This is a genomic window from Flavobacterium sp. ACN2 (genome assembly GCF_002303885.1).
In the GTDB taxonomy this organism is placed as follows: domain Bacteria; phylum Bacteroidota; class Bacteroidia; order Flavobacteriales; family Flavobacteriaceae; genus Flavobacterium.
Genome location: NZ_MRCM01000007.1, coordinates 69,557 through 95,863, shown reverse-complemented (window position 1 = coordinate 95,863; position 26,307 = coordinate 69,557). Strand labels below are relative to the sequence as shown.

Sequence of the window (26,307 nt, the reverse complement as noted above, 5' to 3'; positions counted from 1 at the left end):
ATTGTAATAGCATTGCCATACATGAAATACTATCTTTTTATTGTTGTTTGTTTTTTTAACTCATTTTTGTATTCTCAAGCTAAAAAGAATACAGATAGTGTTACCTATTATAACAAGCTGGCTAATTCTAACCTTAACAATAAAAAGTTTGATCAGGCGGTTTATTACACCGAAAAGTCGATTAATTTCTGTGAAGAAAATGGCAAAAAAGAGAATTTGGCCAATCAGACTTTTAAGCTTGGAAAAATCTATTACAACCAGAAAAAATTTGAAGACGCTTTAAAAAACTTTCATAAAACGGTTTCTTTATTTGACACTTTAAAACCAAGCTGCACAAAAGTTTTGGCATTGCATTATATTGGCGTAACAAATACCGCAAAAGGCGATTACAAAACAGCTAACGTTTATTACACAAAAGCCAAAGATTTACTTAAAAATCTGAACATCAATGACAACGCAGAAATATTAAATTATCAGAAAGCTTTAGCATTTAAAACCAATAACGATCTTAAATCGGCACTAAAGACTTTTAAAGCGATCACTAAAAAACCAGACAACAATGCAATTATAAAAACCAAAGTAGATACCTATTATCAGCTTGGTTTAATTGAAGGCCAACTTAAAAGAAATGATTCGGCAATTATATATTTTAATAAAGCCTTAGATTACAATGACAAAATCAATGATTTTCCGAAGAAATCGAAAATCGTTTTAGCCATAAGTCAATACTACAAGCAAAATAAAAACTATGATCTGGCATATTCCTACCTAGACGAGCATTATCAGCTGGAAAATTATATGCTAAAACTAAAAAATGCCAAAATTGATTTGGATGAATTTCAAAAGTTCAAAAAAAATCAATCTTTAAGCAACACAATTAAGAAAGAAAGCGAAGAAAAATTTCAACTCAAAACATATCGCTATTCTAAATTGGTTAGTATTTTGGCAATTGCTTTGATTTCGATTTTATCTCTTTTGAGTTTAGCGCTATACAAAAACAACATCATCAGAAACCAGAACAATTTATTGCTTCGAGAAAAAAACAAAGAATTGATTCTGGCCAAAAACAAAGCAGAAAAAGCATCAAAAGCAAGATCTGAATTTTTGTCTACAGTAAGCCATGAACTCCGGACACCTTTGAATGCAATTAACGGAATTACCCATATTCTACTGGAAGACAAACCGAAGAAAAAACAATTAAAATACTTAGAATCTTTAAAATTCTCTGGGAATTATTTGACCACTTTTATCAATGAAATCTTAGAGATCAACAAAATTGATTCGACTAAAGTCGAAATTGAAAATATCAGTTTTAATCTTAAAGAACTGCTTTTTAACATTCAAAGTTCATTAAAAGAATTGGCAACCGCTAATAAGAATTACTTCAACCTAGAGATAGACAAAACCATTCCTGACAATCTAATTGGAGATCCAACTAAATTATCTCAAATTATACTAAACTTAATCAACAATGCTTTAAAATTTACTCAGAACGGCCACGTAAATGTTATCGCAAAACTGTATTCTCAGGAAGAAGAAAATGCAACGGTTTATTTCGAAATTGTCGACACTGGAATCGGAATTCCTGAAGACAAACTTCAATCTGTTTTTGAGAGCTTTTCTCAAGGTTCTATCGAAGTAAACAGAAAATATGGAGGAACAGGTCTTGGTCTTACAATTGTAAAAAAATTAATAGAACTTTTAGGAGGCGAAATAAAATTAAAAAGTGAAGTAGGTAAAGGTTCTACATTTACCTTCAAGTTAAACTTCAAAATCAATAATGAACCATTGGAAGTAATCGAAGAAGTAAAACCTTATAATGACAAACAATTGAAAAACAAATCTATTTTATTGATTGAGGACAACAAGATCAATCAAATGATCACTCGCAAAATGTTGGAAAACAAAAATATAACTTGCGAAATTGTTGACAATGGAGAAGATGCTGTCGAACTTTTAAAAGTTAAACGCTTCGACATGATTCTAATGGATGTTCATCTTCCTGGAATTAACGGAACGACAGCTACCAAATTGATTCGCGAATTTGATAAAGCGACTCCAATTATTGCTTTAACAGCTATTTCGCTTGACGAAAACCGAGATATGCTTCTTTCTTTTGGAATGGATGACGTAATTACCAAACCTTTTGTACCAGACGATTTCTACACTACTATTGCTAAGTTTTTTGATTAACTGAGAAACTAAGTTTCTGAGATGCTAAGATTTTGAGTTTTCTTTTACATACTCTAAAATCGTTGCATCAAAATCTTGCTGATGATTGATGAACGAGCTTTTTATTGGCAAATAATACAATTGATCTACTAACTCTGAGTCTTTCAATCTCACATAATCTTTTTCGGTGGTGATTATTTTCCTTCCGTTTGCTTTATTTCGAATTGAATTTAAATCTGCATCAGAAAAATGATGATGATCTGGAAAAGTCAAGCATTCATCACTTTCATTTTTTAGGTAGTCAAAAAATGGTTTTGGTTTTGCAATTCCAGCTAAAAGAAGTTTTGGTTCTGATTTGATTTCACTAACGGCAATTTTTTCGTTTTTACCATAAATGATCATATCGTAGTCTATAAAAGTAAAAAAGACTTTCTGACTGCCTTTCAACTTCAATTTTAATCTAATCTCAGTTTGTTCTTCTTCTGTTAAAATTTTAGGACATTTTGTAACAACTACTATACTAGCCCTTTCTGCTCCGCTCCTGCTTTCACGCAAATTCCCCGTTGGCAGCATAAAATCGTCTGCATATAAATCACCATAAGAAGTCAGTAAAATATAAAAACCAGCTTTTACTTTTCTATGCTGATAGGCATCATCCAACAGAACAATTTCTGGCTGTTCGTTTTGAGAAAGTAATTGCTGAATTCCGTTTGTACGATTGGCATCAACAGCAACCATTATATTTTGAAATTTTTGATAAAACTGAAAAGGTTCATCTCCCAAAATTTCGGCATTCGAATTTTCATTAGCCAAAACAAAACCTTCTGACTTTCTTTTATAACCGCGGCTTAAAGTGGCAATTTTATATTTATCAGATAATAAACGAATTAAATATTCTATTTGAGGTGTTTTACCAGTACCGCCAACGCTAAGATTTCCAACCGCAATTACTGGAATATCAAACGAAGTGGATTTTAGAATCCCTTTATCAAAAAGAAAATTACGGATCGAAGTAATGAATCCGTATAAAATGGCGAAAGGGAAAAGTATTTTTCGAAGTAAGTTCATAGAATTATTTATCTGAATAATGTCCCATTGCTGAAACTATAATAACGGTTACGATATCTTCTTCTACCCGATAAATCATTCTATCTTTTTGATTAATTCTTCTAGACCAATATCCATTAAGACTATACTTCAATTCCTCTGGTTGTCCTTCTCCAAAAAAAGGGGTTTCAGTTAGTTCCAAAAGTATTTTTTCGATCTTTTTTATGGTAGCTTTATTTCCTGATTTATAGTGACTTTTCAAATCTTTACGAGCAATATCGTCAAATTCTACAAAATACTTCCCCATATATCATCTGGATTTAATCTTGTCGTTTTTCCTTGTTTAATATTCTCTTCTGCTTTTTTAACTTTTTCAATAAATTCTGCACTATAAATACTTGGCTCCTCATTAACCTGTCCATAACTATCCGTTTCTACAATTTCAATACCATCAAGACCTTTAAAGAAAGCTTCAAACATTTCCATAAATGCTTTTCCTGTCTTCGTGCGTTCGTTAATTTTTATAGTTGTCATAACTTATAAATTTTATATTACAAATGTACTAAATTTGTACTTTTAGTATCAACTATTATTACCATTAGTATAAATAGTTGTTACCAACAAAAATTTGGAAAAAACTGAAAATGAAAATCAAAAATATTATATCGGCTCTTGAAGAAATGGCTCCTTTGGCTTATGCCGAAGATTTTGACAATGTTGGACTTTTAGTTGGAGATTCTGAAACCGAATCTACGGGAGTTTTAGTCTGTCATGATGCCTTAGAAAGTGTTATTGACGAAGCTGTTGCTAAAAACTGTAATCTAGTCGTTTGTTTTCACCCGATATTATTTTCTGGAATTAAAAAAATTACAGGCAAAAATTATGTAGAACGCGCTATTTTAAAAGCGATCAAAAACGATATTGCTATTTATGCCGTTCATACCGCACTTGACAATCATTCGCAAGGCGTAAATAAAATTTTCTGCGATGCATTAGGATTGACAAATACTAAGGTTTTGATTCCGAAACAAAATTTCATTCAAAAATTAGTCACTTTCACTGTTCCAGATAATGCAGATAAAGTTCGAAATGCCATGTTTGAAGCTGGAGCTGGAACAATTGGAAACTATGACAATTGCAGTTTCAACACGCAAGGTTTTTTTACTTTTCAAGGAAATGAAGACAGCAATCCTGTAATTGGAGAAAAAGGAAAACTGCATACAGGAGAAGAAATTAAAATTGAAGTGGTTTTTGAAAAACATCTTCAGTCCAGAATTTTAAAAGCACTTTTTGCGAATCATATTTACGAAGAAGTCGCTTATGAGATCTACGATTTAAAGAATGCTCACCAAAATATTGGTTTAGGAATGATTGGTGAGTTTGAAACTGAAATGGATGAAAAAGATTTCCTTGTTTCTGTAAAAGAAAAAATGATTGCCGACGGAATTCGTCATTCTGCTTTTTTAGGTAAAAAAATAAAAAAAGTTGCTGTTTTGGGAGGATCTGGAAGTTTTGCCATAAAAAATGCAATTCAGGCTGGAGCCGACGCTTTTTTGACTGCCGATTTGAAGTATCACCAGTTTTATGAAGCTGAAAACAAGCTACTTTTGGCAGATATTGGTCATTTTGAGAGCGAACGCTATACAAAAAATTATATTGTTGATTATCTTCGAAAAAAAATTCTTAATTTTGCAATCATTTTATCGGAAGAAAATACAAATCCAGTTAAGTACTTATAGAATATGACGAATACGAAAGAATTAAGTGTTGAGGACAAGTTAAGAGCAATATACGATTTACAGCTTATTGACTCTAGAATTGACGAAATCAGAAACGTTAGAGGAGAACTTCCTTTAGAGGTTGAAGATTTAGAAGATGAAGTTGCAGGTTTGAGCACTCGTTCAGAAAAACTGAAAGGTGAACTTGAAGTGATTGAGGAGCAAATCAAAGCAAAGAAAATTGCTATTGAGGAGCATAAAGAGGTTATCAAGAAGTACACTAAACAACAAGAATCAGTACGTAACAACAGAGAATTTAATTCTTTGACAAAAGAAGTTGAATTTCAAGAATTAGAAATTCAATTGGCTGAAAAGCAAATCAAAGAAATGAAAGCTTCTATCGAGCACAAAAAAGAAGTTATTTCTAATTTAAAAGAAAAACTTGATGCTAAAAGCTCTCATTTAAAACATAAAAAATCTGAGTTAGATGCTATCATGGCTGAAACTCAGAAAGAAGAAACTTTCTTAACTGAAAAATCTGCTGAATTTGCTTCACAAATCGAAGACAGATTATTAGCAGCTTACAACAGAATCAGAAGCAGTGTTCGTAACGGATTAGCTGTAGTTTCTATCGAAAGAGGAGCTTCTGCTGGATCTTTCTTTACAATTCCGCCACAAACTCAGGTTGAAATTGCTTCAAGAAAGAAAATCATTACTGATGAGCACTCTGGAAGAATTTTAGTTGATACTCAGTTAGCTGAAGAAGAAAAAGAAAAAATGGAACAATTGTTCGCAAAATTCTAATATCAAGTCCCGATTAAATCGGGACTTTTTTTTGCCTTTACTTTTGCTACTCCCGATAGAAATCGGGATAAAAGGAATAACACACATTAAATTATTCTTATGCTGAATAAAATCTTTTTAATCGTTTTAATCTGTGGCAAAACATTTTTTACCTTTAGAAAAAATTTAAGTTTTGGGAATTAAAAAAGGCATTCGTTTTATTACATTAAAATCAGTCGGATCTTATATTAATTTTTTGAGTTATGTGCGTCCGAAAAAAGCAATGGAGCTTTCTTATGCTCTTTTTAGCCAACCGCGAATTGGCCGATTAAAAAAAGAAGAACTTCCGAAAGTTTTGCGACACACAGAAACAGAAACGTTTCATCATAACGAACATCATTTTCAAACCTACATCTGGAAAGGAAATGAAACTAAAATCCTATTAGTGCACGGTTGGGAAAGCAATGCCGCACGATGGAAAAAAACATTACCTCACCTTCAAAAATCTGGAAGCACTATTATTGCCATTGACGCTCCAGCTCACGGGCAAAGCAGCGGAAAAGAATTTAATGTTCCGCTTTATGCCGAATTTATTAATAAAGCAGTAGAAAAATACCAGCCAGAAATTATTATCGGACATTCGATTGGAGGCGCAGCTTGCGTTTACCATCAATATTTATTCCCGAATACCAGCATCAACAAAATGGTAATTTTAGGAGCTCCTTCAGAGTTAAAAACTTTAATAGACAATTACGTTTCAATGCTGAGCCTAAATACCAAAATGTTTTCTCTTTTAGAAAGTAAATTCTTGGACCACTTCAATTTTAAATTGGAAGATTTTTCGGGACAGAAATTTGCCTCCCAATTTACTATTCCTGGATTTATTGCTCATGATACTTCAGATAAAATTGTGGCTTTCGCCGAAGGGCAAAAAATAGCAAGCAATTGGAAAAATAGTCAGTTTATTGAAACTTCTGGTTTAGGCCACGGAATGCATGATGATGAATTGTATGATAAAGTGATTGAGTTTCTTTTTTCGCCTGAAGGTTCTGAGCCACTAAGTCGCTAAGGCACTAAGTTTTTCCCTTAAAAAACGGCAGTATTGTCATTTCGACGAAGGAGACTCGAGCGATAGCGAACAGGCGAAGCAAATCTTCGCAAGTAACTCCGTAACGAAAACCCAATCTTTGTCGAGCTTCTCACGAAGATTTCTCCTTCGTCGAAATGACAAGATTGCGTGAAATCTATTAATCTAAAATCTGCAATCTAAAATTTTTAAACAACAATCTTAAAATACTTCAGCAATTCCTTCTCTCCTTTTCCAGTAACAGTAATAGCTCTCGAATTTTCAGTTTTTCTGAGCCAGTCTTCTTTCAACATTTTATTAAAAAGCAATGTTCCAATTGAACCGGCAATATGATTTCTACGTTCACTCCAATCTAAGCACGGTTTTAAGAAAATTCGTTTTTGTTTTTGTGCTTCTTCCAAATTAATTCCAAAATCTGAAAACCACTTTTTCCCATCTGAACTTATTTCAAAAGTGTTATTTTGATTGACAATTATTTTTTGTTCCAATAAACTATCCGTTAAAGCCACGCCAATCTTTCCCGCTAGATGATCATAGCAAGTTCTGCAGAATTTTATTGGAGGATAAGTTTCTGCTTTACCTTTCGAAGCAACTTCAGGTTTCGGAACTAAACTTGCCATTGCTTCAAGCGCGTATGCGACTTCTTTATTTGAAAATCGGTAATATTTATGACGCCCTTGTTTTTCTACACAAAGCAAATCGGCATCGAGAAGCTTCCCTAAATGCATACTAATATTTTGCGGAGATGTGTTGACGCTTACTGCCAGTTCTGTAGCTGTAAAAGCCCTTCCGTCCATTAAAGTCCACAAAATTGAAGCGCGAGTAGGATCTCCAATTAAGGATGCTGTTTTTATAAATTGATCTTCCATTTAGATGTTCATAGTTAAGTGCAGAATGAACTATTGCCTTGTAAAGTTAAATAACTTTGCTAAAAACATTCCACATGAAGTCAACTTTATTCCTTCAATCTGAAAGCAGCGATCCTTATTTGATCTATAAAACCATGTTGCAAAACAATCCCGTTTATTGGGATGAAACCAATAAAATATGGGCAATATATTCTTATGAAGATTGTGTTTCTATTTTGAAAAATCCTAAAGCCGAAATTCCGGTTATAAATCCAAATAACGAACAAAAACTAAATAAAAAGGCATTGGAAATTTTAAATAATCTGACACGATTATCAAACGGAACTCAGCATAAAATTTCAAAAGAAATCGCAATGTTGTTGTTTTCAAAAATGAAATCTGTAGATATCAATTCAATTATTTCCCAATTAATAAAAAGCAATTTAGCTGAAAACAAAATAGATTGGGTAAATTCGGTTTGCAAGAAACTGCCAGTTCTAGTTGTTTTACAAAGTTTTAATTTTGAAGAAAAGGATTGTGAGTTTATTGCAAACCAAATAGAATCTATGGTTAAAATAATGCTTCCGCAGAAAACAGAAGAACAAGTAAAATCTATAAATGAAGTTTCAGCAACAATATTTTCAATCGTAGAAAAACAGCTTTTTCAATTAAACTTTTATGAATCTTTATCAGCCAAAATTTCGGAATCAAATTCTCTTTCGCTTGACGAAATTAAAACAATAAGCATTAGCAATTTAATTGGATTGTTTATTCAGAGTTTTGATGCGGGAAGAGGAATTTTGAGCAATTCTCTCTTGCAGATTCTGAATAATAAAACTTTTTCTAGTAAAACAGAAATTGAAAAATCGGTAATAGAAACTTTACGCTTTGACCCGCCCATTCACAATACAAGACGAGTTGCGACGGAAGATTTTTACATCGGCAAAAGCCTAATTAAAAAAAATGATCCTATTTTAGTTGTGCTTGCGTCGGCAAATCGAGATTGGAAGAAGTTTGAAAATGAATCAAAATTTGACATTGAAAGAAATAATAATGCTGAAAATCTAACTTTCGGAATTGGCGGTCATATGTGTCTGGCTAAACATTTCTCTATTCATTTAACTACCGAAGCTTTATGTTTTTTATTTAATCAATTCAATACCGTTACCATTCTAGAAAATAATATTCAATACGAACCCATGATAAATGCCAGATTACCGAAGAATATCTGGATTTCATTACAATAAAAAAAATAAAAATATGATAGCTGTAATTTTTGAAGTAATTCCTAACGAAGGAAAAAAAGAAGAATATCTGGACATCGCTGCAAGTCTGCGTCCAGAATTAGACCATTTGAAGGATTCATTTCTATAGAACGATTTCAAAGTTTTACCGATCCTTCAAAAGTGTTGTCTTTATCATTTTGGAAAGATGAAGAAAGTATTCAGCAATGGAGAAATCTGGAAATGCATCGTCACGCGCAGGCAAAAGGTCGAAATGAAGTTTTTAAAGATTATCATTTACGAATTGCGACTGTGGTTCGTGATTATGGAATGTTTGATCGAAAAGAAACTCCGAGTGATAGTTCGGTTTTTCATGATTCGTAGAAAAGGTGCTAAGATTCTAAGCTACTAAGGTTCTAAGTTTTTTCTCAAAAATCTAAAATCTAAAGTCTAAATTCTAAAATTCTAAGATATCTAAACTTTTGCCTACTTTTGCAGTATGGAAGAAAATTTGAAACGTCTCAATAAATTTATAGGAGAAACTGGTTATTGTTCTCGTCGTGAAGCCGATAAATTGATCGAAGAAGGACGCGTTACAATAAATGGCGCTGTGGCTGAAATGGGAACTAAAGTTTCGCCAGATGATGAAGTACGTATTGACGGAAAATTAATCGTTGAAAAAAACGAGAAACTGGTTTATCTGGCTTTCAATAAACCAGTTGGCATTGAATGCACTACCAACTTAGAGGTTAAAAATAACATTGTTGATTATATCAATTATCCAAAACGTATTTTCCCAATTGGAAGATTGGATAAAGCCAGCGAAGGATTAATTTTTATGACCAATGATGGTGATATCGTAAACAAGATTCTTCGTGCTAGAAACAATCACGAAAAAGAATATACCGTTACCGTTGACAGACCCATTACAGATCGTTTTATTCAGAGAATGGGAAATGGTGTTCCGATTTTAGATACGGTTACTAAAAAATGTAAAGTAGAGCAAATCAGCAAATACACTTTTAAGATCATTTTAACGCAAGGATTAAACCGTCAGATTAGAAGAATGTCTGAATACTTGGGGTATGAAGTTACGGCGTTAAAACGTATTAGAATCATTAATATTTCTTTGGATGTTCCTGTTGGAAGATATAGAGATTTAACAGATGCTGAAATAAAAGAATTAAATCAGTTGATTGAGCCTTCTAGCAAAACCGAAGAAGCGAGTCTTCCTAAAGTTGAAACTTCGAATTCAAGTGCAACTCCAACTAGAAGAAAAAATTATATCTCCAAACACGATCCTCGATTTAAAAAAAGAGGAGATAATAAATAAAACAGAAATCCCATTCAAGTAACTGAATGGGATTTTTCATTTTGTTCTATTTCTTTTCTTTATTCAAAAAATCATAATATAATGCTTTAGATAAAAAGCTAGCATCTTGATAATTCCAGATCATTTCTTCTCTGACCGATTCTGCATATTTTCCGTCTAAATTGTTCTTTTTGAAATATTCTCGTCGAGCTTCATCATTAAAATTTAACCCGCTAAGGAAAATTGGCTCTACGCCTTTGTTTACAGAAATATTGTAATTCGTAATTAAACCGCCCCAGTTTATATAACTGCATAAAAGAATCGTTCCGTAGAAATACCAAAGCATTTGATTGAAAAGAAAAGCATTTGTTTTCTGTTTGCTGATTTTCTGAAATGAAACTACTAATCCGATAATGGCTAAAATTAGAAAAGCATACACGCCTAACCTTTTATAAGTAAGACCATAAAAAGAAACATACTCTGAGTTTTTAATAATCGCGCTTATAATTAAAATCACGTTTAGCCCTAGCCAAACTTTAGCCAGCGTTTTTAAAGAAGATGCTTTTTCATCAAAATTAAAACCTCCTTTAAAATAAAATAAGATTACCCCTACTGCCATTAAGATTGAAAAAATTACGGCGTTTACGCGTTCGTGCGTATCAGAACTTAGATTTGTTTTTTCAACTACTTCAAAAAACTGTTCGTAATTGTAGGTTGCTATAAAAACTAGTAGCATGATATTTAAAAGAAATAAAGTAATTGCGCCACTTTTCCTTTCGAAATCAAGATCTAAAAATGAAAAAGTACTTTGATTTTTTATTTCAGAAATATTGCTGAAATCATTATTTAATTTCGGATTGTACTCATAACAAGTGTCTGGAACCCAATAATTCCAAAAACTGAACGAGATATAGAATCCTAAAATGCACATTGCAATTAATTGTGGAAGATTAATATCTAATTCGTAATCTGTAAATAATGAAGAGAAATGATCACTTCCGAAAGAATACACGATAAAAAACAATCCGAGAAAAATAATTGGAATAAGAACAAAGGCAATTAATTTTTTAGCAAAATCATTGTGGATTTTGCGTTCTGGAAGCCATTGTTTAAAAATGAATATTCTGCCAATAGAAGTAAATCCGTTTAAGACTATTAGAGGGAAAACCTGAATCATTTTAAGTTCTCCATCTTGTGTTTTAAATTGTAAAAATAAAATGGATAAAGCTAAAGCAAAAAATGATGCTGCATCTCCGTACCATGCAAAGGCGAAACAAGACAAGATAGACGTCATTACAAGAACTAAATGCGATCTGTCGACAAACTTTTCCTGAAAGAAATAACTAATCAAGAGCGTAAGAACTACACCGAAAATAGAAATATTGATTCCTACCGATTGGTTGTAAAAAAGCAGTATAAAAACCGCTGTACAGGCTAAGATAATTTGATGTTTTTTCATGATTGATGAATTTAAAAGTACTTTGTAATTCAAAGTTTTTAGGTAAAAAAATAGCGTTATTTATGATTTCATTAATTTTTCAAGGTACGATAAGTGCTCTTTAAAAGCTGCACGCCCCAGATCGGTTACCTGATAAGAGGTTTTTGGCTTTTTGCCCACAAATTCTTTCTTCACTTCGATATAAGCTGCTTTTTCAAGCGCAGAGGAATGACTCGCTAAATTACCGTCGGTGATATTCAAAAGCGCTTTCATCTCGGTAAAATCTACCCAGTCGTTAACCATCAGAACGGACATTATACCCAGTCTGACACGGCTTTCAAAATCTTTATTTAGTTTATCAATAATTCCCATTGGGTTATTTGTATTTTTTGAACATCACTAATCCGTATACAATATGTAGGATCCCGAATCCGATAATCCAGAAAATCAAACCATATCCTATATTAAAAAGTGCAATACATCCTAAAATCAGTTCCGAAAAACCTAGATATTTAATATCTGAAAATGTATATTTTTCTGCGTTTATAACGGCTAATCCGTAAAATATTAATGTCGATGGCGCCACTAAACCAAAGTAACCGTGGTACATCATTGCTAAGCAAAACACTCCACCAGCTAAAAGCGGAACGGCTAGATTGAACAACATCTTTTTTGTTGCTGAAGTCCAGATTGGCAAATTGTATTTTCGGCTTTTTCTAATGGTAAAAAAGATTCCGAATGCAAATGCAAATACTAAAATTGTGATTCCGATCCAGAATAATTCTGAAACCAGATTGGTAGAATATAATCTATGCTCATCATTTAGATAATCCATTCCGTTTGCTTTAAAAAGCTGGTAAACATAGATTCCGCCAATTAAAGCCGAAAGACCTGCGAAAACTCCCGAAAGTCCGCTTAATGATATAAATCGTGAAGAGCGCTCCATCATGGAACGAATATGTGCTAAATCTTCTTGGTGCTTTTGATTCATAATTAAAGTACTTTGCGTTACAAAGTTATTATTTATTTTGAATTGACAAATAAAAAAAGTGATTTTTTTATTTAAGTAAGACCTAACAGGTTTTAAAAACCTGTTAGGTCTCTCCGTAAAGTTGCGTGAGGGATAGGAGCTGGCTACCGAAGTAGCGCGGATAGCCCGACCCCGACCCGTTGATAGGGCGCATAAGCGTAAAGTATGTTTGCCCTTTCAACGGGTCGGGGTCACGCCCAAATTATAAAAACAAAAAGCCCATTCTTAACGAACAGGCTTTTACTATTTTGAAATTTTGAATTAAAACCATCTTCTTCTTTTGAATAGAAGAACTCCGAAAGTAGATAGAATTATAGAGACTAAAAGTAGAATCCAGATTCCGTACTTACTTTCTTCTAGGCCGTTTGGCACGTTCATTCCGTACAAACTGGCGATTAGGGTTGGAATCATTAAGATGATCGAAATGGAAGTCATCTGTTTCATGATTGTATTCATATTGTTTGAAATTACAGAAGCGTAGGCATCCATCATTCCTGTTAAGATGTTGTTGTAAATATTGGCTGTGTCTTGGGCCTGATTTAATTCGATTTCGACATCTTCTAATAATTCTGGGTCGTAATTGGCTTTGTGGGCTTTTAGATTTTTAATTCTTTGAAATAAAACGTCATTTGCTTTTAGGGAAGTGATGAAGAATACAAAACATTTTTCGATTTGAAGCAAGGCTTGCAATTCTTCATTTTTGATCGATTTCTCTAAGTTATCCTCGGCAAGTTTTATTTTATGATTGATTTGTTTTAGATATTTCAAATACCAAACGCTTGACGACAAAAGCAATCTTAGTACAAGGTTGAAATTGTCTTCAATTTCGATGTTTTTACGTTGTGAATACGACACAAAATCGGCAATGATTTCTGTTTTATAAAAGCTGATGGTCACACAGATATCATCTTTAAAAATGATTCCGAGAGGAACGGTATGAAAAGGAATTTTGATATCGCCACTTTTAACTGGAATACGCATAATGATAAGTGTCCAGCCGTCTTCGATTTCGATACGGGGTCTTTCGTCGATATCCTCAATATCATTGTAAAAAGCTTCAGGAACCTGAAGTTCATCCACTAAATAGTTTTTATCTGATTCTGTTGGAGATTCGATGTGAATCCAGCAATTTGAAGTCCATTTTTGGATTTCTACCAATCCGTTGTTGTTTGTGTAAAAGGCTTTCATTTCAAAATACAGGTTTTTAGCGCAGCATTTTGAAAATTTCAAAAGCTGCTTTAATTAAATACTAACGAATAATAATCGTCCATTTGGAGAAGTGTTTTTTAAGTGGTGCAAAAGTATCCTTTATTTTTAAGAACCAAAACTTTAAACTATTAATTATATATTAAAAAGACAAAGCCCGTTCGATCGAACAGGCTTTGCAACTATATTTTGACGCAATTTTTATTTATTTCTTGCGCTTCTTATTTTTCTCGCTAAAAGAGTATTTTTAAGCAACATTGCAATTGTCATTGGCCCTACTCCACCTGGAACTGGTGTAATAAACGCAGCTTTTTTGCTTACTCCGTCAAAATCAACATCTCCTTTGATAACGTATCCTTTTGGATTTGATGCATCGTCTACGCGCGTAATTCCAACGTCGATAACGGTTACTCCTTCTTTGACCATATCGGCTTTTAAGAATTCTGGAACTCCTAAAGCTGTAATAATGATATCGGCGTTTTTAGTGAATTCTGCTAAGTCTTTTGTACGGCTGTGAGTTAGCGTAACTGTAGAATCACCTGGATTTCCTTTACGGCTCATTAAAATACTCATTGGACGTCCTACGATATGGCTTCTTCCAATTACGACTGTATGTTTTCCTGCCGTTTCTACTTTGTAACGCTCTAGCAATTCCATAATACCGAATGGTGTTGCCGGAATAAAACTTTCCATTTCAAGAGCCATTCTTCCAAAGTTAGTTGGGTGAAATCCGTCAACATCTTTGTCTGGATCGATTGCTAATAAAATTTTTTGCTCGTCGATATGTTTTGGCAAAGGCAACTGAACGATGTATCCATCAAGATTATCATCTTCGTTCAATTCTTTAATTTTAGCCAATAATTCGTCTTCTGTAATCGTTTCTGGTAAAGCAACCAAAGTTGAATCGAAACCAATCTCTTGGCATGATTTTACTTTACTTCCTACGTAAGTTAAACTTGCTCCGTTATTACCTACTAAAACGGCTGCTAAATGAGGCACTTTTCCTCCAGCTACTTTTATTGATTGAACTTCGGCTGCAATTTCGTTTTTAATGTCGTTAGATGTTTTTTTACCGTCTAGTAGTTGCATTGTGTGTTGTTTCAGGTTTTAATTTTTGTTTCAAGTTTCAAGTTTCATGTTATTGTTGAAACTTACTATTTATTGAATTAAAAAAGTTTCAAGTTTTGGTTTCTTAACTTGAAACCTTAAACTTGAAACTCTTTTTATTATTTCGGCATTCCTCCTGGCATACCACCCGGCATCCCTTTCATACCTCCCATCATTTTCATCAGATTTTTTCCGCCTGGGCCTTGCATCATCTTCATCATCTTGCTCATTTGGTCAAACTGTTTCATCAGCTGATTTACTTGCTCGACTTTAGTTCCCGAACCTTTTGCGATTCTGGCTTTTCTTTTTACGTCGATAATCGCTGGTTTGCTTCTTTCTCCTGGAGTCATCGAATAAATGATCGCTTCGATATGTTTGAAAGCGTCATCTTCGATCTCAACATCTTTCATGGCTTTTGAAGCACCTGGTATCATTCCAACCAAGTCTTTCATGTTACCCATTTTCTTTACTTGTTGAATCTGCGTTAAGAAGTCGTCAAATCCGAATTCGTTTTTAGCGATTTTCTTTTGAAGTTTTCTTGCTTCTTCTTCGTCAAATTGTTCTTGAGCTCTTTCAACAAGAGACACAACGTCTCCCATTCCTAAGATACGCTCTGCCATACGTTCTGGATAGAAAACATCAATTGCTTCCATTTTCTCACCAGTACCAACAAATTTAATTGGTTTGTTTACAATCGATTTGATTGAAAGTGCAGCTCCACCACGAGTATCACCATCTAATTTCGTTAAGATAACTCCATCAAAGTTTAAGATATCGTTGAAAGCTTTTGCTGTGTTTACAGCGTCTTGTCCTGTCATAGAGTCTACAACGAACAATGTTTCTTGTGGCTGAATTGCTTTGTGAACACGAGCAATTTCGTCCATCATTTCTTGATCTACGGCTAAACGTCCTGCTGTATCGACGATAACAACATTGAATCCGTTTGCTTTTGCATGTTTAATTGCGTTTTGAGCAATTTCTACAGGATTTTTATTTTCTGGCTCAGAGTAAACCTCAACACCTATTTGATCTCCCACAACATGTAACTGGTTAATCGCCGCTGGACGGTAGATATCACACGCTACAAGAAGTGGTTTCTTGTTTTTCTTTGTTTTTAAGAAGTTAGCTAATTTTCCAGAGAAAGTCGTTTTACCAGAACCTTGAAGTCCTGACATCAAAATCACTGTTGGATTTCCTGAAAGGTTCACACCAGCAACGTCTCCACCCATTAATTCAGTAAGTTCGTCTTTTACTAACTTAACCAATAATTGTCCTGGCTGTAATGTTGTTAATACATCCTGACCAATTGCTTTGTCTTTTACTCTAGCGGTAAAATCTTTAGCAATTTTAAAGTTAACATCGGCATCAAGTAATGCTCGACGAACTTCTTTTAAGGTATCGGCAACGTTTACTTCTGTAATTTTACCGTGTCCTTTTAATATATGGAACGCTTTATCTAACTTATCACTTAAATTATCAAACATATCATTTTCTTTATATGAAGTGCAAAGATAATCTAATTAGATATTTCAGGCAATTTTTATTTAAGCGCAATTTAACCGCAAAGTGCACGAAGGTTTACGCAAAGAACGCTATGTTTTTTTGCTCGCAAAGTCGCAAAGTTTTTTCACGCAGATTTAAAAAGATTTAAGCAGATTCGCGCAGATTATTATTATTTAAAATCTAAAAAATAAAATCTGCTAAAAAATCTGCAGAATCTGCGTGAAAAAATCTTTTCAATTCTTTAATCTGTGGCAAAAACAAAAAAAAGCGCAAAGAATAAAACCTTTGCGCCTTTGCGGCCATATCTTTTTAGAACTGGAAGTAAATGAATGGCTGCGAACCAGCTACTGCGGTTGCGTAAACAATCCAATAAACAAATCCCAGAATTATTGCTTTTACTAATAATGGTGTTTTATCGAAAACAGATTTCATTCCGTTTGTGAATGAATCTGGCAAGAAATGCCAAACATAACCGAACAGCATCAATCCGAAAACATTTTTATAACCTAATACAATTGTTTTCCAAAGTTCTGGTTCGAATGTTAATTGACCAATATTATTAATTACCTGCAAGGCTGTTTCGAAATCTCTAGCTCGGAAGAAAATCCAACAGAAAACCACAAAATGGAATGTGATTACGATTGAGAAAAATCTCCACAAGAAATTTGGACTTTTGTCTTTCTTCGAAGGAAAAAATTCCATAAATATTTTATGAACTGCCAATGCTAATCCGTGAAGTGCTCCCCAAACGATAAACTGTGCTCCTGCTCCGTGCCACAAACCTCCCAAAAGCATCGTGGTAAACAGATTGAAATTGGTTACCAAGGTTTGTTTTATTTTGCTTGACAATAAAAATGACAAAGCGAAAATTAAAATACTGACTCCTGCAATGATAAGCGGAATTATACTTTCATTATAACAAGACATTCCCCAAAGCAATAATCCGAAGAAAAATAAACTTGGGAATAAATATCCTGCGAAAGAACCTTCTCTGTTTCCTCCAATCGAAATGTATAAAAAGTCTTTTAACCAAGTCGAAAGCGAAATATGCCATCTTCTCCAGAAATCGGTAATCGAAGTCGATTTGTATGGAGTTCTAAAGTTGACTGGCAATTTAAATCCAAGCAATAACGCAATACCAATTGCCATGTCTGAATATCCAGAGAAATCACAGTAAATCTGAATGGCATATCCATACGAAGCCATTAAGTTTTCGAATGAAGTATAACTCATTGGCGTGTCAAAAACACGGTCAACAAAGTTTACTGATATGTAATTTGAGATTACTGTTTTTTTGATTAAACCTCCAATAATTAAAAACAGAGCATTGTTTACATCTTCTTTAGTCAAGTTTAATTTTTGATAAATCTGAGGCAAGAAGTCTTTCGCACGTACAATTGGTCCAGCAACTAATTGCGGGAAAAACGACACGAAGAATAAATATTCGATGTAATTTTTTGTCGGTTTAATTTCTTCTCTATAAATCTCAATAATGTAACTCATGGATTGGAAAGTATAAAACGAAATTCCAACAGGAAGAAAAACATTGTGAAGTGCAAAATTACCATGAAACATATCATTGTAAGTCACAATCAAAAAGTTCATGTATTTAAAATAGCCTAAAAGCGCTAAGTTTAAAATAACACTTATTACCAAGTAAAATTTCTTAACGCTGTCTCTGCTTTCTCTGTAAATGATTTGGCTCAAACCATAATCTACAACAGATGAGAGCAATAACAACAAAAAGTAAATTCCGCTCGATTTGTAGTAAAAGAATAGTGAAAAGAGAATAACATACGTTAATCTCAAATAAAATGTTTTGCGTAAAAAACCATACACAAAATAGAAAACCAGAAATAAACCTAAGAATAAACCGGTATTGAATAAAAGTTTTTCGTCTTCATTATAAACGAACCAACTTTTAACTTGCTCTATTGTAATTGCACCAAAATTTTGAATAAACCAATTATTAATGCTATCTATTGTTGTCAACTTACTTCTTTGATTTAAAATTATCGTATGATCTTAAAAACGCCTGAGTAAACAAATCTCCTTGTTTCTCGTATCCTTTTTTTGAGTAATGAACCCAATCGGGTCCTATTAATCCTTGTACTTTTAATTGTTTGATGCCGCTCATTCCGCCAAACTCATCGTATAAATCCCAGACGGCAAGATTTTCTTTCTGAGCTATATTAAGAATTTGTTTAGCATAATCATCAATATAGGTATTTGGTTTTCTTCTTAGCAAAGATGGCGGCGGTGTCATTACAATGATCGGCGCATCTATTTTCTGTGCTCTTATATTGCTTATAAATTCTTTTAGCTCACGAATGTATTTTTCTGGATCTAAATGATCATAGCTTTCATTTGTTCCTAAAGAGAAAACCAGTAAATCTGGATGTAACGATTTTAATTGCTCAAAGAATAACGGATATTTATTGTAATCTGAATATTTAGCTCCGTTTACTCCAATTCCGCTGTAAATAATTCCGGGAGTGTCTTTTTCTAAAACAATTCCGTTTAACTCAAAATCCTTTGCTTCTTTGTTCGGAATCAAGAAAATTCGGCTCAAAGCATTTTCAGAATTATAATAGTGCGAAAACGAATCAGACTTTACTGCTAAGGGAACAAACTCTGACATTGAAATCGTCTTTTGTCTCGTTTCCTTTGTGGCAATTTTTAAGGTTCTTCCCGCTCTGATATTATTAGACTTTAAATGATTGTCTCTTTTAATTTCTGTAATCGAAACATTGTATTTGTCTGCAATTGTACCAAGCACTTCGCCTTTTTTAATTTTGTGCGTAATAACTTTTGGCTCTGTTGTCTGAATGGAATTGATTTTTGACGAAACTGCCAAATCAAACATATTCTGATTCTGTGGCGTAATAATTTTTATTGTATTGAATTTGTAAGCCAAATCTTTTACGTTCATTTCCATCACAAATCCGCCAGAATCTCTCCAAAGTCCTATTCCGCTTAACCCAATCGGACAATTCTTAACTGGGTGAATATTTCTATAACTTTCCCAAGTTCTGTTCGATTTGAAACGTTCGTTATAAGAACCATTTGTTTTAGCTAATTGATACGGAAACACTAAACCGCGTCCTGCATTACCAAATTTCTGCTGCAGTTTTTTTCTGATCTCATTAGTCATCAAATCACCTTGAATGTGCGAATCTCCGATATGCACAATATTGATTTTTTGACTCTTCTGATCTTCGTTCTTTTCCAGTTTCTGAAAAAAATCATTTAACGCTTTTGCATTATAAATTTGACCATCAGAAGGAGCATCAATTATTGCTGTATCTGCTTTTTGAATCATACTTTTGGGTGTTGGATGTACATCTGTTTTTGGAGTTTTTTCATTTGTTGCAAAAAAAAGACAACAAAAGAAAAAAATAAGTTTGTTTATCATACACTATCTTTTGTTACTGAAACGGAATCGGGTCTGGCTTTTCTTACTGGTTTTGGCTTAGTTCCTTCAGCATCTCTTTTTTCTCTGAGCACTTTATATTCTTCGTATCCTTTATTCAATTGTCCGTATAGCAAATTACCAATTGCTTTTGCACCACGTTGGTTAAAGTGGGTATAATCTTTATTTGCTTTTGCAGGAGTTTCATCAACCCATTTAATCATAGAACCATCTCCTCCCATCAAAGTATATAAATTCACAAATCCTGCCTGCGCTTCCAACGCATAGTGTTTTTGTGCTTTCATTAATGGAACTACAGCAGAATCGGTCTTCATTTGTAAATCATATTTTGTCGATTTATCGGCAGTAGAAACAATCAGGATTGAAACTCCTGGAAACGATTCTTTAATTTTATTTACGGTTTTAGTCATTCCTTTTTCATACCAAGAATAATTTTTTGTTCCGTAATTTAAAACGTTCGTTCCGTAATGCAGAATAATCAAATCGTATTTTAGACTATTATTAAAAGCTCTCATTACATCTGCATTGAACATTGAAATTGGAAGTCCAGAATTTCCTCTCTGCGAGAAATTATCTACGTGAACCCCGCTTCCGTTATCAAAATTAAATCCGTAAATCGGAATAGAATCCGCCTGAACAAAGTTTGCCTTAAAAGCTTTTAAACTTCCAGATGAAACTTTTAGTGTGTTCACTAAACTATTTGGCGAAAGATTTTTCTTGATGGTATCTTTTCCGATAATGAAATTAACTTTTCCTGTTTTAGACGAGCGACCGTAAAATAAGGTTGCATTATCTAAAGAAGTAGAATATTTATTAAGTCCAGCTTCGTACTGAACCCAAGTCGAATTGGCTTTATCATTTGCAAAAAACACATGTCCGTTAACTCCAAAAGGACTTGTGGGTCTTTTTACATTTAAGTAAGACTGTGTTTTCCAGTTTTTAGAATAGCTTGATTTTACAGAACCTCTCGAAGCAGCAGATTCTGAAGTAATAGAAACGAATCCAACTCCATTTCCTCCAAATCGCTCCTGATAATTGGTACGAACGTCTTGCACGATTAAATCTCCATCGGTCATAGAATCTCCATAATAAGCAATTCTAACCTTATTCTGAGGTTTTTTTTCTAACTGATACAATTTCTCATAGAAAGAAATTAGGTATTGATAACCTTTGTAGTTTTCAAATGTTTCGGCTGGAAACTCGATTCCTTCGGTTTCATCAAAAACAATTTTTTGCCCGTTTAGTGCTTGCTCACTTTTTGCAATACTGTCTTTGTCTAGCGATAGAGAATCTTCGGCAACAGATTCCAAAAGCAGACTGTCTATCAATATATTTTTAGAATCTAATTTAGTCTCAGAAAATATTTTGTCTGGAAGAATTTGCTTAAACCCAATAAAAGCAACCAGCGCTAACGCCACGATCGCAAAAGACTGAAAAAAATAAGATTTTGTATTCACCTAAATAATTATAAAATATGAAGAACTGCATTCAAAAATTAAACCAATTAAATAATGGTTAACTTATTGCAGAAAAAATTTGTGCAAAGATAGAATAACATTTTGTTTCTGTTTCATTTTAACAAGAAAGTAGAACAAAAAAAAGAGGTTAGAAATTCTAACCTCTTGAATCAAAAAAAAAAAATAAAAAAAACAAAGCTAATGATTAACTAAATTTTAATGCCGAAGCATTTTTAAGTTAAAATGAAATATTCTTTATAATCTTTAGATTTTTTCATCTATGAATTTATTTTAAGATCGCATATTGGAATGTTGGATAACCTCTTTCTCCAGCGGCATTTAAACCAGCTGTAAATCTTACTTTATAAACATTTCCTGCTGGATCTTTAACCACATAGAAACGATCTGATCTAGCTGCAAATCCCGAAGTTGGATTACCATTTGCATCTGTTCCTGAAACAGTTCCTCTCCAGTTTGAACCAATATTTCTTTGATCCTCTGTAAATTTAGAATTATCAACATTTGCCAATGTAAAAGCATCATATGTAAAAGCTGATGTAAGCACCTGATATGTTTTTGCACCACCTTTAACGTTATTTAAAACGAAGTCTGCAAAATTATATGGCACTAAACCTGTTCCAAAATTAGTTGTATTAGTAAAACTTGTGAAGCTGATATCCCATTGTGCTTTCTGAGGCTCAACACTAACTGTTTTCTTGTCTAACAAACTTAAGAATGTAAAGTTATAAGCTGCATTTTTAGTAATAGTAATTTCATTATGAGTAGTTGCAGCAATATCAGCGTACTGAACTTTATAATCATTTCCACTTCTTAAGATTCTAACTTTTTTCCATCCTCTAGAAGGTCCATTAGCAGTGCCCTCATTTCCAGTTTCTGGTTTAGTTGTCGCTGGGTTACTTCCCATGTTAATCACATAAACTTTATTTTCACTGTCTGTCGCCGAGATAGCTGCAATAGTAGTTTTAGTAATATCTCCAGCTGGATCGTCTACTTGAGTTGTACTACCAGATCCTTGATTGAAAATCATAGTTGCATCTTCCTCCTGAACTTCATCGATATTTGTACTCGCAGTTTGTTTAGCAGACATTTTCACTGTATGATTTATTATAACTCTAAAATCTGTTCCAGAATAAAACCCTAAATCCCATGAAACTCGAGGAACAGCAGTCATTTTTCCACTACTTAAATCAACAAAAACTTGATTTGGTTCAGTAGGACCTCCAACTTCTGGAGCCAATGCATTTCCTAAAGATGCAGTTTCGTTAAAATTTACCTGAATGGATTTGTTTTCAGAAATTACAGCATTGATACTTACACTACTGATTGTGAAAACCACATTTTTTACTTCACCTTCAATAGCTTCTTTTAGTTTCTTGAATGTAAAAGATACCGTAGATACATTTTTTTCAAAAGGAACTACAACTTTACTTGCGGCGATAGCTGGTGTAGTACTGTAATCTGTACCATTTGCAACTGCGGTTTCAGTATAAGTTAAAGTTAGTGATCCAGCAGCAGCTGTTGGAGATGCAAATTTAATTTCGATCGGAGTAGTTTCCGCGGATAAGTTTAACGATGTAGAAGCAAAAGCCACAGCATTAGCTTGAGCTACTTCATCATCACTGCTACAAGCTCCAAGAGCAAGCAATACAAACGATAGTATTAGAATAAAGTTCTTTTTCATGGTATTGATTTATTAATTAAAATTTAGATTATATGAAAGTTTTAAAAAGTAAGATCGGCCGTATCCTAACATCATGTCAGTACTTGTGCCGCCACCGTGTGCTCCTCCAGAAGCATCTCCTCCTCCGTTTTGAACAGACTGAAGATTCGTAACATTAAATAGGTTCCTTGCTCCAACTGTAACTTCAAATTGATTTTTAAAGAATGATTTTCGAACTGAGGCATCCATCCAGCTGTACGGCTGTAATTCACTTAAAAAGAAAGCGGCTTTTCCATCCGCACCAGTACCAGCAACATATTGCTGCTGCTGCCCATTATATTTATAAAAAACTGCTAACAAAGCATTCCACTTAGGGATATTGTAGGAGATACTTGAATTCAATCTGAACGAGTAGAAAAATTTATCATCAGATACTAAGTTTTCAGCCGCTAGGTCAAGTCTTCTTGAAATCCCTACTACAGCCGCCCCTAGCATTACATTCCAATTTTTATGGGTATATTGTTCAACTGTTGAAATGTTCCACATCTTATATTTATTGATATTAAGATATTTATAATTCCAGCTAGGAATAGTCTGCGTTACTACCATATCAATTCTATCATCAACATCTAAGAAAGTAACCGCTAAGTTGTTCGATATCTGAGCTCCCGAATCAAAACTACAGGCTCTCTTAAAACTCACTTCATACGAAGTACTATTTTCAGGAATCAAATCTGGATTTCCCTGCATATTATGATTAGAGTCAACAAAATAAGTGTATAATTCATCAAAATTCGGAGTACGATAAGATTTACCTAAAGAGGCTCTTGCCTCGAGTCCCTTATCAAAGAGATATCTTAAACCCAATGAACTTGCATATTGATTTTCGAAAGCAGATTGAAATGAAAATCGAAGCCCGGGACGAATAGAAAATTTATCATTTACACTTATTTCAGCAACCGAAAAAATATCATAATTCTCTAGCCTCTTTCTAATATCTTGTCCTACTTGATTATCGTCTCTAAAAGCCCCAACAGATGAATCATAAAATCCGTTTTCATTAGTAATTTCATACCCGAGTTGAAAATCTACTTTTTTATTATCAAAGAAATTACTTAGAGTACCAGTAGAATAAAATACTTCTTTTGACTGATAAGTATCTCTTTCATTATCTACTTCCTGTTTTGTATCTAATTGATAAACAAACTTCTCTAAATCACGTTCTTGTTTCTGTTGAGAAACTGAAACATTATATTTTAACTTTGAAAAAAGATTTCCACTAGCATTTAAATGATGGTAATAACGATTGGTAATATATCTTTTATCTCTTGAGAAATAAGTATCTGCAAAGGGATAATTATCCTGTATATTTATTAATGGATTATAATAATGTACATCTTCACCATAATAATCAAATTTGTAAAAAATCCTGAAGGCATCTTTTTGATAACCAAGAATTGCATTACCTACCAATTGTTCTTTCGGCAACTGTGTATATCCTCTTAATCCATCATTAACATCATAATCTTTTCCTTGCCTGTTATCATAAAAACCTGCCATTGCATTACGATTTCCTCCAATGTTTACAAACCAATTTTCATTGAAGTTATGCCCAATTTTAACTGATTGAATATGACGACCCTGATCAAAAAAGGCAAATTCTTTCCCAACTGTTTCTTCCTGAATAGCGGCGCTAATCTGCCATTTATAGCCTCCACCTTTTTTAGTAATAATATTTAAGATTCCTGTTACGGCATTTGCTCCGTGAGTTACTCCCATAGATCCTTCAATGATCTCTATTCGCTCTACATCATCAAGATTGACCTGTGTTAAATCAACATTTGTCCCCATTCCTGTATCACTCACTAAGGGTATATTATCAACCAGAATCTTAAAATATTGTGCATCCAGTCCAAACATTGAAACCTTAGAACGTCCATCATCACCATTAGATGTTACACTAATATTTAAATACTGATTCAAGACATCTGCTAAATTATTTGCCGCCAGCTGTTTTATGTTTTCTTTCGAAATTACACGCACATTAAAAACAGACTTCTTTATAGATTGTGGTTCAAACTGTCCCGTAACAACAACCTCGGAAAGCTTTTCCTTAGAAGCAATAATATCTTTCTGCTGAGCAAAAGAATATGTACAAAATAGAAATCCAGCAAAAAGGGTAATTTTAATTTTCATTATTTTTATTCAGTCTTAATAATCGGTGCAAATATATAACTATTTTTAATTGTTCTAAATTAAATTTATATATTTGCGAAAAATTTAAAAACAAAACAATAAGTTATGATTTCAAAAAGCCTTTTTCTGTCAGCCGCTTTGGCTTTAACATGTGGTCTTGGTTTTAGTCAGGACAAAAAACAACAAGACATTAAGTCAATTAAATCAATGTGTGGTTGTTACGAAGTGAAGTTTAACTTCACAGAAACATTTTCATATCCAAAAGACACTCTTACTTATAAGCCGTCAGAGACTAAACATGAATCTGCATTAGAATGGGTAGAGTTATTAGAAGATACTCCAAACAAAATTGTAATGCAGCACTTATTGATTGTAAGTGACGATATGATCATCAAACACTGGAGACAAGATTGGCTATACGAAAACACAGACTTATACTCTTTTGACAAAGGCAATACTTGGAAATACAAAAAACTAGACAAAAAAGCGGTTAAAGGACAATGGACTCAAAAAGTATATCAAGTAGATGATAGTCCAAGATATGAAGGGTCTTCAACATGGGTTCACGTTGACGGGCAAGATTATTGGGCAAACGTTGCTGATGCACCGCTTCCAAGAAGAGAGCAAACAAAACGCAACGATTACAATGTATTAAAAAGAAGAAACATTCATGAAATTACTTCTACAGGATGGAATCATGAACAAGACAATGACAAATTGGTTCGTGCCGATGCTGGAAAAGATGTTTTGTTAGCACAAGAAAAAGGATTTGACGTTTATACTAAAGTTCCAGATGTTAAATGTCTAGCAGCTCAAAAATGGTGGAAAGAAAATAACGCGCTTTGGAAAAACGTTCGTGACAAATGGCAGACTCTTTTTGACAGACACCAAGATTTAAACTTAGAGGCAAAAGTTGACAGAAAAGCACTTTACTCTCTTTTATTTGATTTGAAACCAGATACTGCAAAAGCAGAAACAGATAAAATCATTGACAAATTTGTTAAGTAATTAGAATTAGTTGTTAAAAAAAAATCCAGAAGCTTTTAAAGCTTCCGGATTTTTTTGT

Annotated in this window: 23 protein-coding genes; 8 read left to right on the top strand and 15 right to left on the bottom strand. The window is 33.4% G+C overall.

Translation table 11 applies throughout. The annotated features are described in order from the left end of the window. Window positions 1-21 precede the first annotated feature (21 nt). Window positions 22-2,193 carry an ATP-binding protein gene (locus BSF41_RS10295; protein ID WP_095929416.1) on the top strand — a complete coding sequence of 724 codons (2,172 nt, stop codon included), beginning with the start codon at window positions 22-24 and terminating at the stop codon, window positions 2,191-2,193. A gap of 24 nt (window positions 2,194-2,217) precedes the next feature. On the opposite strand, the gene lpxK is transcribed toward BSF41_RS10295, so the two are convergent. The 3 genes from lpxK to BSF41_RS10280 are packed head-to-tail and all read right to left on the bottom strand — an operon-like array spanning window position 2,218 to window position 3,753. Further along, the gene (gene lpxK, locus BSF41_RS10290; protein ID WP_095929415.1) at window positions 2,218-3,240 is read right to left on the bottom strand and encodes a tetraacyldisaccharide 4'-kinase; all 1,023 of its coding nucleotides are present in this window, start codon (window positions 3,238-3,240) and stop codon (window positions 2,218-2,220) included. A 4-nt stretch (window positions 3,241-3,244) separates the two neighbouring features. Further along, a complete protein-coding gene (locus BSF41_RS10285) occupies window positions 3,245-3,526 on the bottom strand; it encodes a Txe/YoeB family addiction module toxin (RefSeq protein WP_095929414.1) in 282 nt (93 codons plus the stop codon). After that, complete coding sequence (locus BSF41_RS10280) at window positions 3,508-3,753, bottom strand: DUF2683 family protein (RefSeq protein ID WP_095929413.1); 246 nt, start codon at window positions 3,751-3,753, stop codon at window positions 3,508-3,510. The genes BSF41_RS10285 and BSF41_RS10280 overlap by 19 nt, the downstream gene beginning before the upstream one ends. A gap of 110 nt (window positions 3,754-3,863) precedes the next feature. On the opposite strand from BSF41_RS10280, the gene BSF41_RS10275 reads away from it, so the two are divergent. The 3 genes from BSF41_RS10275 to BSF41_RS10265 all read left to right on the top strand — a co-directional run bounded on the left by BSF41_RS10275 (window position 3,864) and on the right by BSF41_RS10265 (window position 6,789). After that, window positions 3,864-4,958, top strand: coding sequence for a Nif3-like dinuclear metal center hexameric protein (locus BSF41_RS10275; RefSeq protein ID WP_095929562.1), 1,095 nt, complete (start codon window positions 3,864-3,866; stop codon window positions 4,956-4,958). Window positions 4,959-4,961: 3 nt separating this feature from the next. Next, window positions 4,962-5,741 (top strand): zinc ribbon domain-containing protein, encoded by a 780-nt coding sequence (locus BSF41_RS10270; protein ID WP_095929412.1) that lies wholly within the window; start codon window positions 4,962-4,964, stop codon window positions 5,739-5,741. A 172-nt stretch (window positions 5,742-5,913) separates the two neighbouring features. After that, window positions 5,914-6,789 (top strand): alpha/beta fold hydrolase, encoded by an 876-nt coding sequence (locus tag BSF41_RS10265; RefSeq protein WP_095929411.1) that lies wholly within the window; start codon window positions 5,914-5,916, stop codon window positions 6,787-6,789. Window positions 6,790-6,995: 206 nt separating this feature from the next. Here the strand turns inward: BSF41_RS10265 and BSF41_RS10260 are convergent, their stop codons facing one another. Continuing rightward, complete coding sequence (locus tag BSF41_RS10260) at window positions 6,996-7,676, bottom strand: helix-turn-helix transcriptional regulator (RefSeq protein ID WP_095929410.1); 681 nt, start codon at window positions 7,674-7,676, stop codon at window positions 6,996-6,998. A 74-nt stretch (window positions 7,677-7,750) separates the two neighbouring features. On the opposite strand from BSF41_RS10260, the gene BSF41_RS10255 reads away from it, so the two are divergent. The 3 genes from BSF41_RS10255 to rluF all read left to right on the top strand — a co-directional run bounded on the left by BSF41_RS10255 (window position 7,751) and on the right by rluF (window position 10,211). Then, complete coding sequence (locus BSF41_RS10255) at window positions 7,751-8,902, top strand: cytochrome P450 (protein WP_095929409.1); 1,152 nt, start codon at window positions 7,751-7,753, stop codon at window positions 8,900-8,902. A gap of 96 nt (window positions 8,903-8,998) precedes the next feature. Then, complete coding sequence (locus BSF41_RS10250; protein WP_371611125.1) at window positions 8,999-9,262, top strand: antibiotic biosynthesis monooxygenase; 264 nt, start codon at window positions 8,999-9,001, stop codon at window positions 9,260-9,262. 115 nt (window positions 9,263-9,377) lie between these two features. After that, a complete protein-coding gene (gene rluF, locus BSF41_RS10245; protein ID WP_095929408.1) occupies window positions 9,378-10,211 on the top strand; it encodes a 23S rRNA pseudouridine(2604) synthase RluF in 834 nt (277 codons plus the stop codon). Between the two features lie 46 nt (window positions 10,212-10,257). On the opposite strand, the gene BSF41_RS10240 is transcribed toward rluF, so the two are convergent. The 11 genes from BSF41_RS10240 to BSF41_RS10190 form a co-directional block, all read right to left on the bottom strand. Then, window positions 10,258-11,649: a DUF4173 domain-containing protein gene (locus BSF41_RS10240; protein ID WP_095929407.1), complete on the bottom strand. Its 1,392-nt coding sequence runs from the start codon at window positions 11,647-11,649 to the stop codon at window positions 10,258-10,260. Window positions 11,650-11,709: 60 nt separating this feature from the next. Further along, complete coding sequence (locus BSF41_RS10235) at window positions 11,710-12,000, bottom strand: transcriptional regulator (RefSeq protein WP_095929406.1); 291 nt, start codon at window positions 11,998-12,000, stop codon at window positions 11,710-11,712. A gap of 4 nt (window positions 12,001-12,004) precedes the next feature. Continuing rightward, window positions 12,005-12,619, bottom strand: a complete 615-nt coding sequence (locus tag BSF41_RS10230; protein WP_095929405.1) for a hypothetical protein — start codon at window positions 12,617-12,619, stop codon at window positions 12,005-12,007. Window positions 12,620-12,919: 300 nt separating this feature from the next. Next, window positions 12,920-13,846, bottom strand: coding sequence for a magnesium transporter CorA family protein (locus BSF41_RS10225; protein ID WP_095929404.1), 927 nt, complete (start codon window positions 13,844-13,846; stop codon window positions 12,920-12,922). Between the two features lie 219 nt (window positions 13,847-14,065). Next, a complete protein-coding gene (locus tag BSF41_RS10220) occupies window positions 14,066-14,953 on the bottom strand; it encodes a bifunctional 5,10-methylenetetrahydrofolate dehydrogenase/5,10-methenyltetrahydrofolate cyclohydrolase (RefSeq protein WP_095929403.1) in 888 nt (295 codons plus the stop codon). 137 nt (window positions 14,954-15,090) lie between these two features. Beyond that, entirely contained in the window at window positions 15,091-16,455 is a 1,365-nt protein-coding gene (ffh, locus tag BSF41_RS10215; RefSeq protein ID WP_095929402.1) for a signal recognition particle protein, read from the bottom strand. A gap of 328 nt (window positions 16,456-16,783) precedes the next feature. Further along, on the bottom strand, window positions 16,784-18,466 hold the full coding sequence (locus BSF41_RS10210) for an MBOAT family protein (RefSeq protein WP_095929401.1): 1,683 nt from the start codon (window positions 18,464-18,466) through the stop codon (window positions 16,784-16,786). A gap of 1 nt (window position 18,467) precedes the next feature. After that, window positions 18,468-19,796: a GDSL-type esterase/lipase family protein gene (locus BSF41_RS10205; protein WP_253251798.1), complete on the bottom strand. Its 1,329-nt coding sequence runs from the start codon at window positions 19,794-19,796 to the stop codon at window positions 18,468-18,470. Between the two features lie 89 nt (window positions 19,797-19,885). Continuing rightward, window positions 19,886-21,364 (bottom strand): SGNH/GDSL hydrolase family protein, encoded by a 1,479-nt coding sequence (locus BSF41_RS10200; RefSeq protein ID WP_095929399.1) that lies wholly within the window; start codon window positions 21,362-21,364, stop codon window positions 19,886-19,888. A gap of 286 nt (window positions 21,365-21,650) precedes the next feature. Further along, window positions 21,651-23,066 (bottom strand): HmuY family protein, encoded by a 1,416-nt coding sequence (locus BSF41_RS10195; RefSeq protein ID WP_095929398.1) that lies wholly within the window; start codon window positions 23,064-23,066, stop codon window positions 21,651-21,653. 12 nt (window positions 23,067-23,078) lie between these two features. Further along, window positions 23,079-25,241 (bottom strand): TonB-dependent siderophore receptor, encoded by a 2,163-nt coding sequence (locus BSF41_RS10190; RefSeq protein ID WP_095929397.1) that lies wholly within the window; start codon window positions 25,239-25,241, stop codon window positions 23,079-23,081. A gap of 105 nt (window positions 25,242-25,346) precedes the next feature. Between BSF41_RS10190 and BSF41_RS10185 the strand changes: the two genes are divergently transcribed. Beyond that, on the top strand, window positions 25,347-26,249 hold the full coding sequence (locus tag BSF41_RS10185) for a DUF6607 family protein (protein ID WP_095929396.1): 903 nt from the start codon (window positions 25,347-25,349) through the stop codon (window positions 26,247-26,249). The last annotated feature ends 58 nt before the right edge of the window (window positions 26,250-26,307 follow it).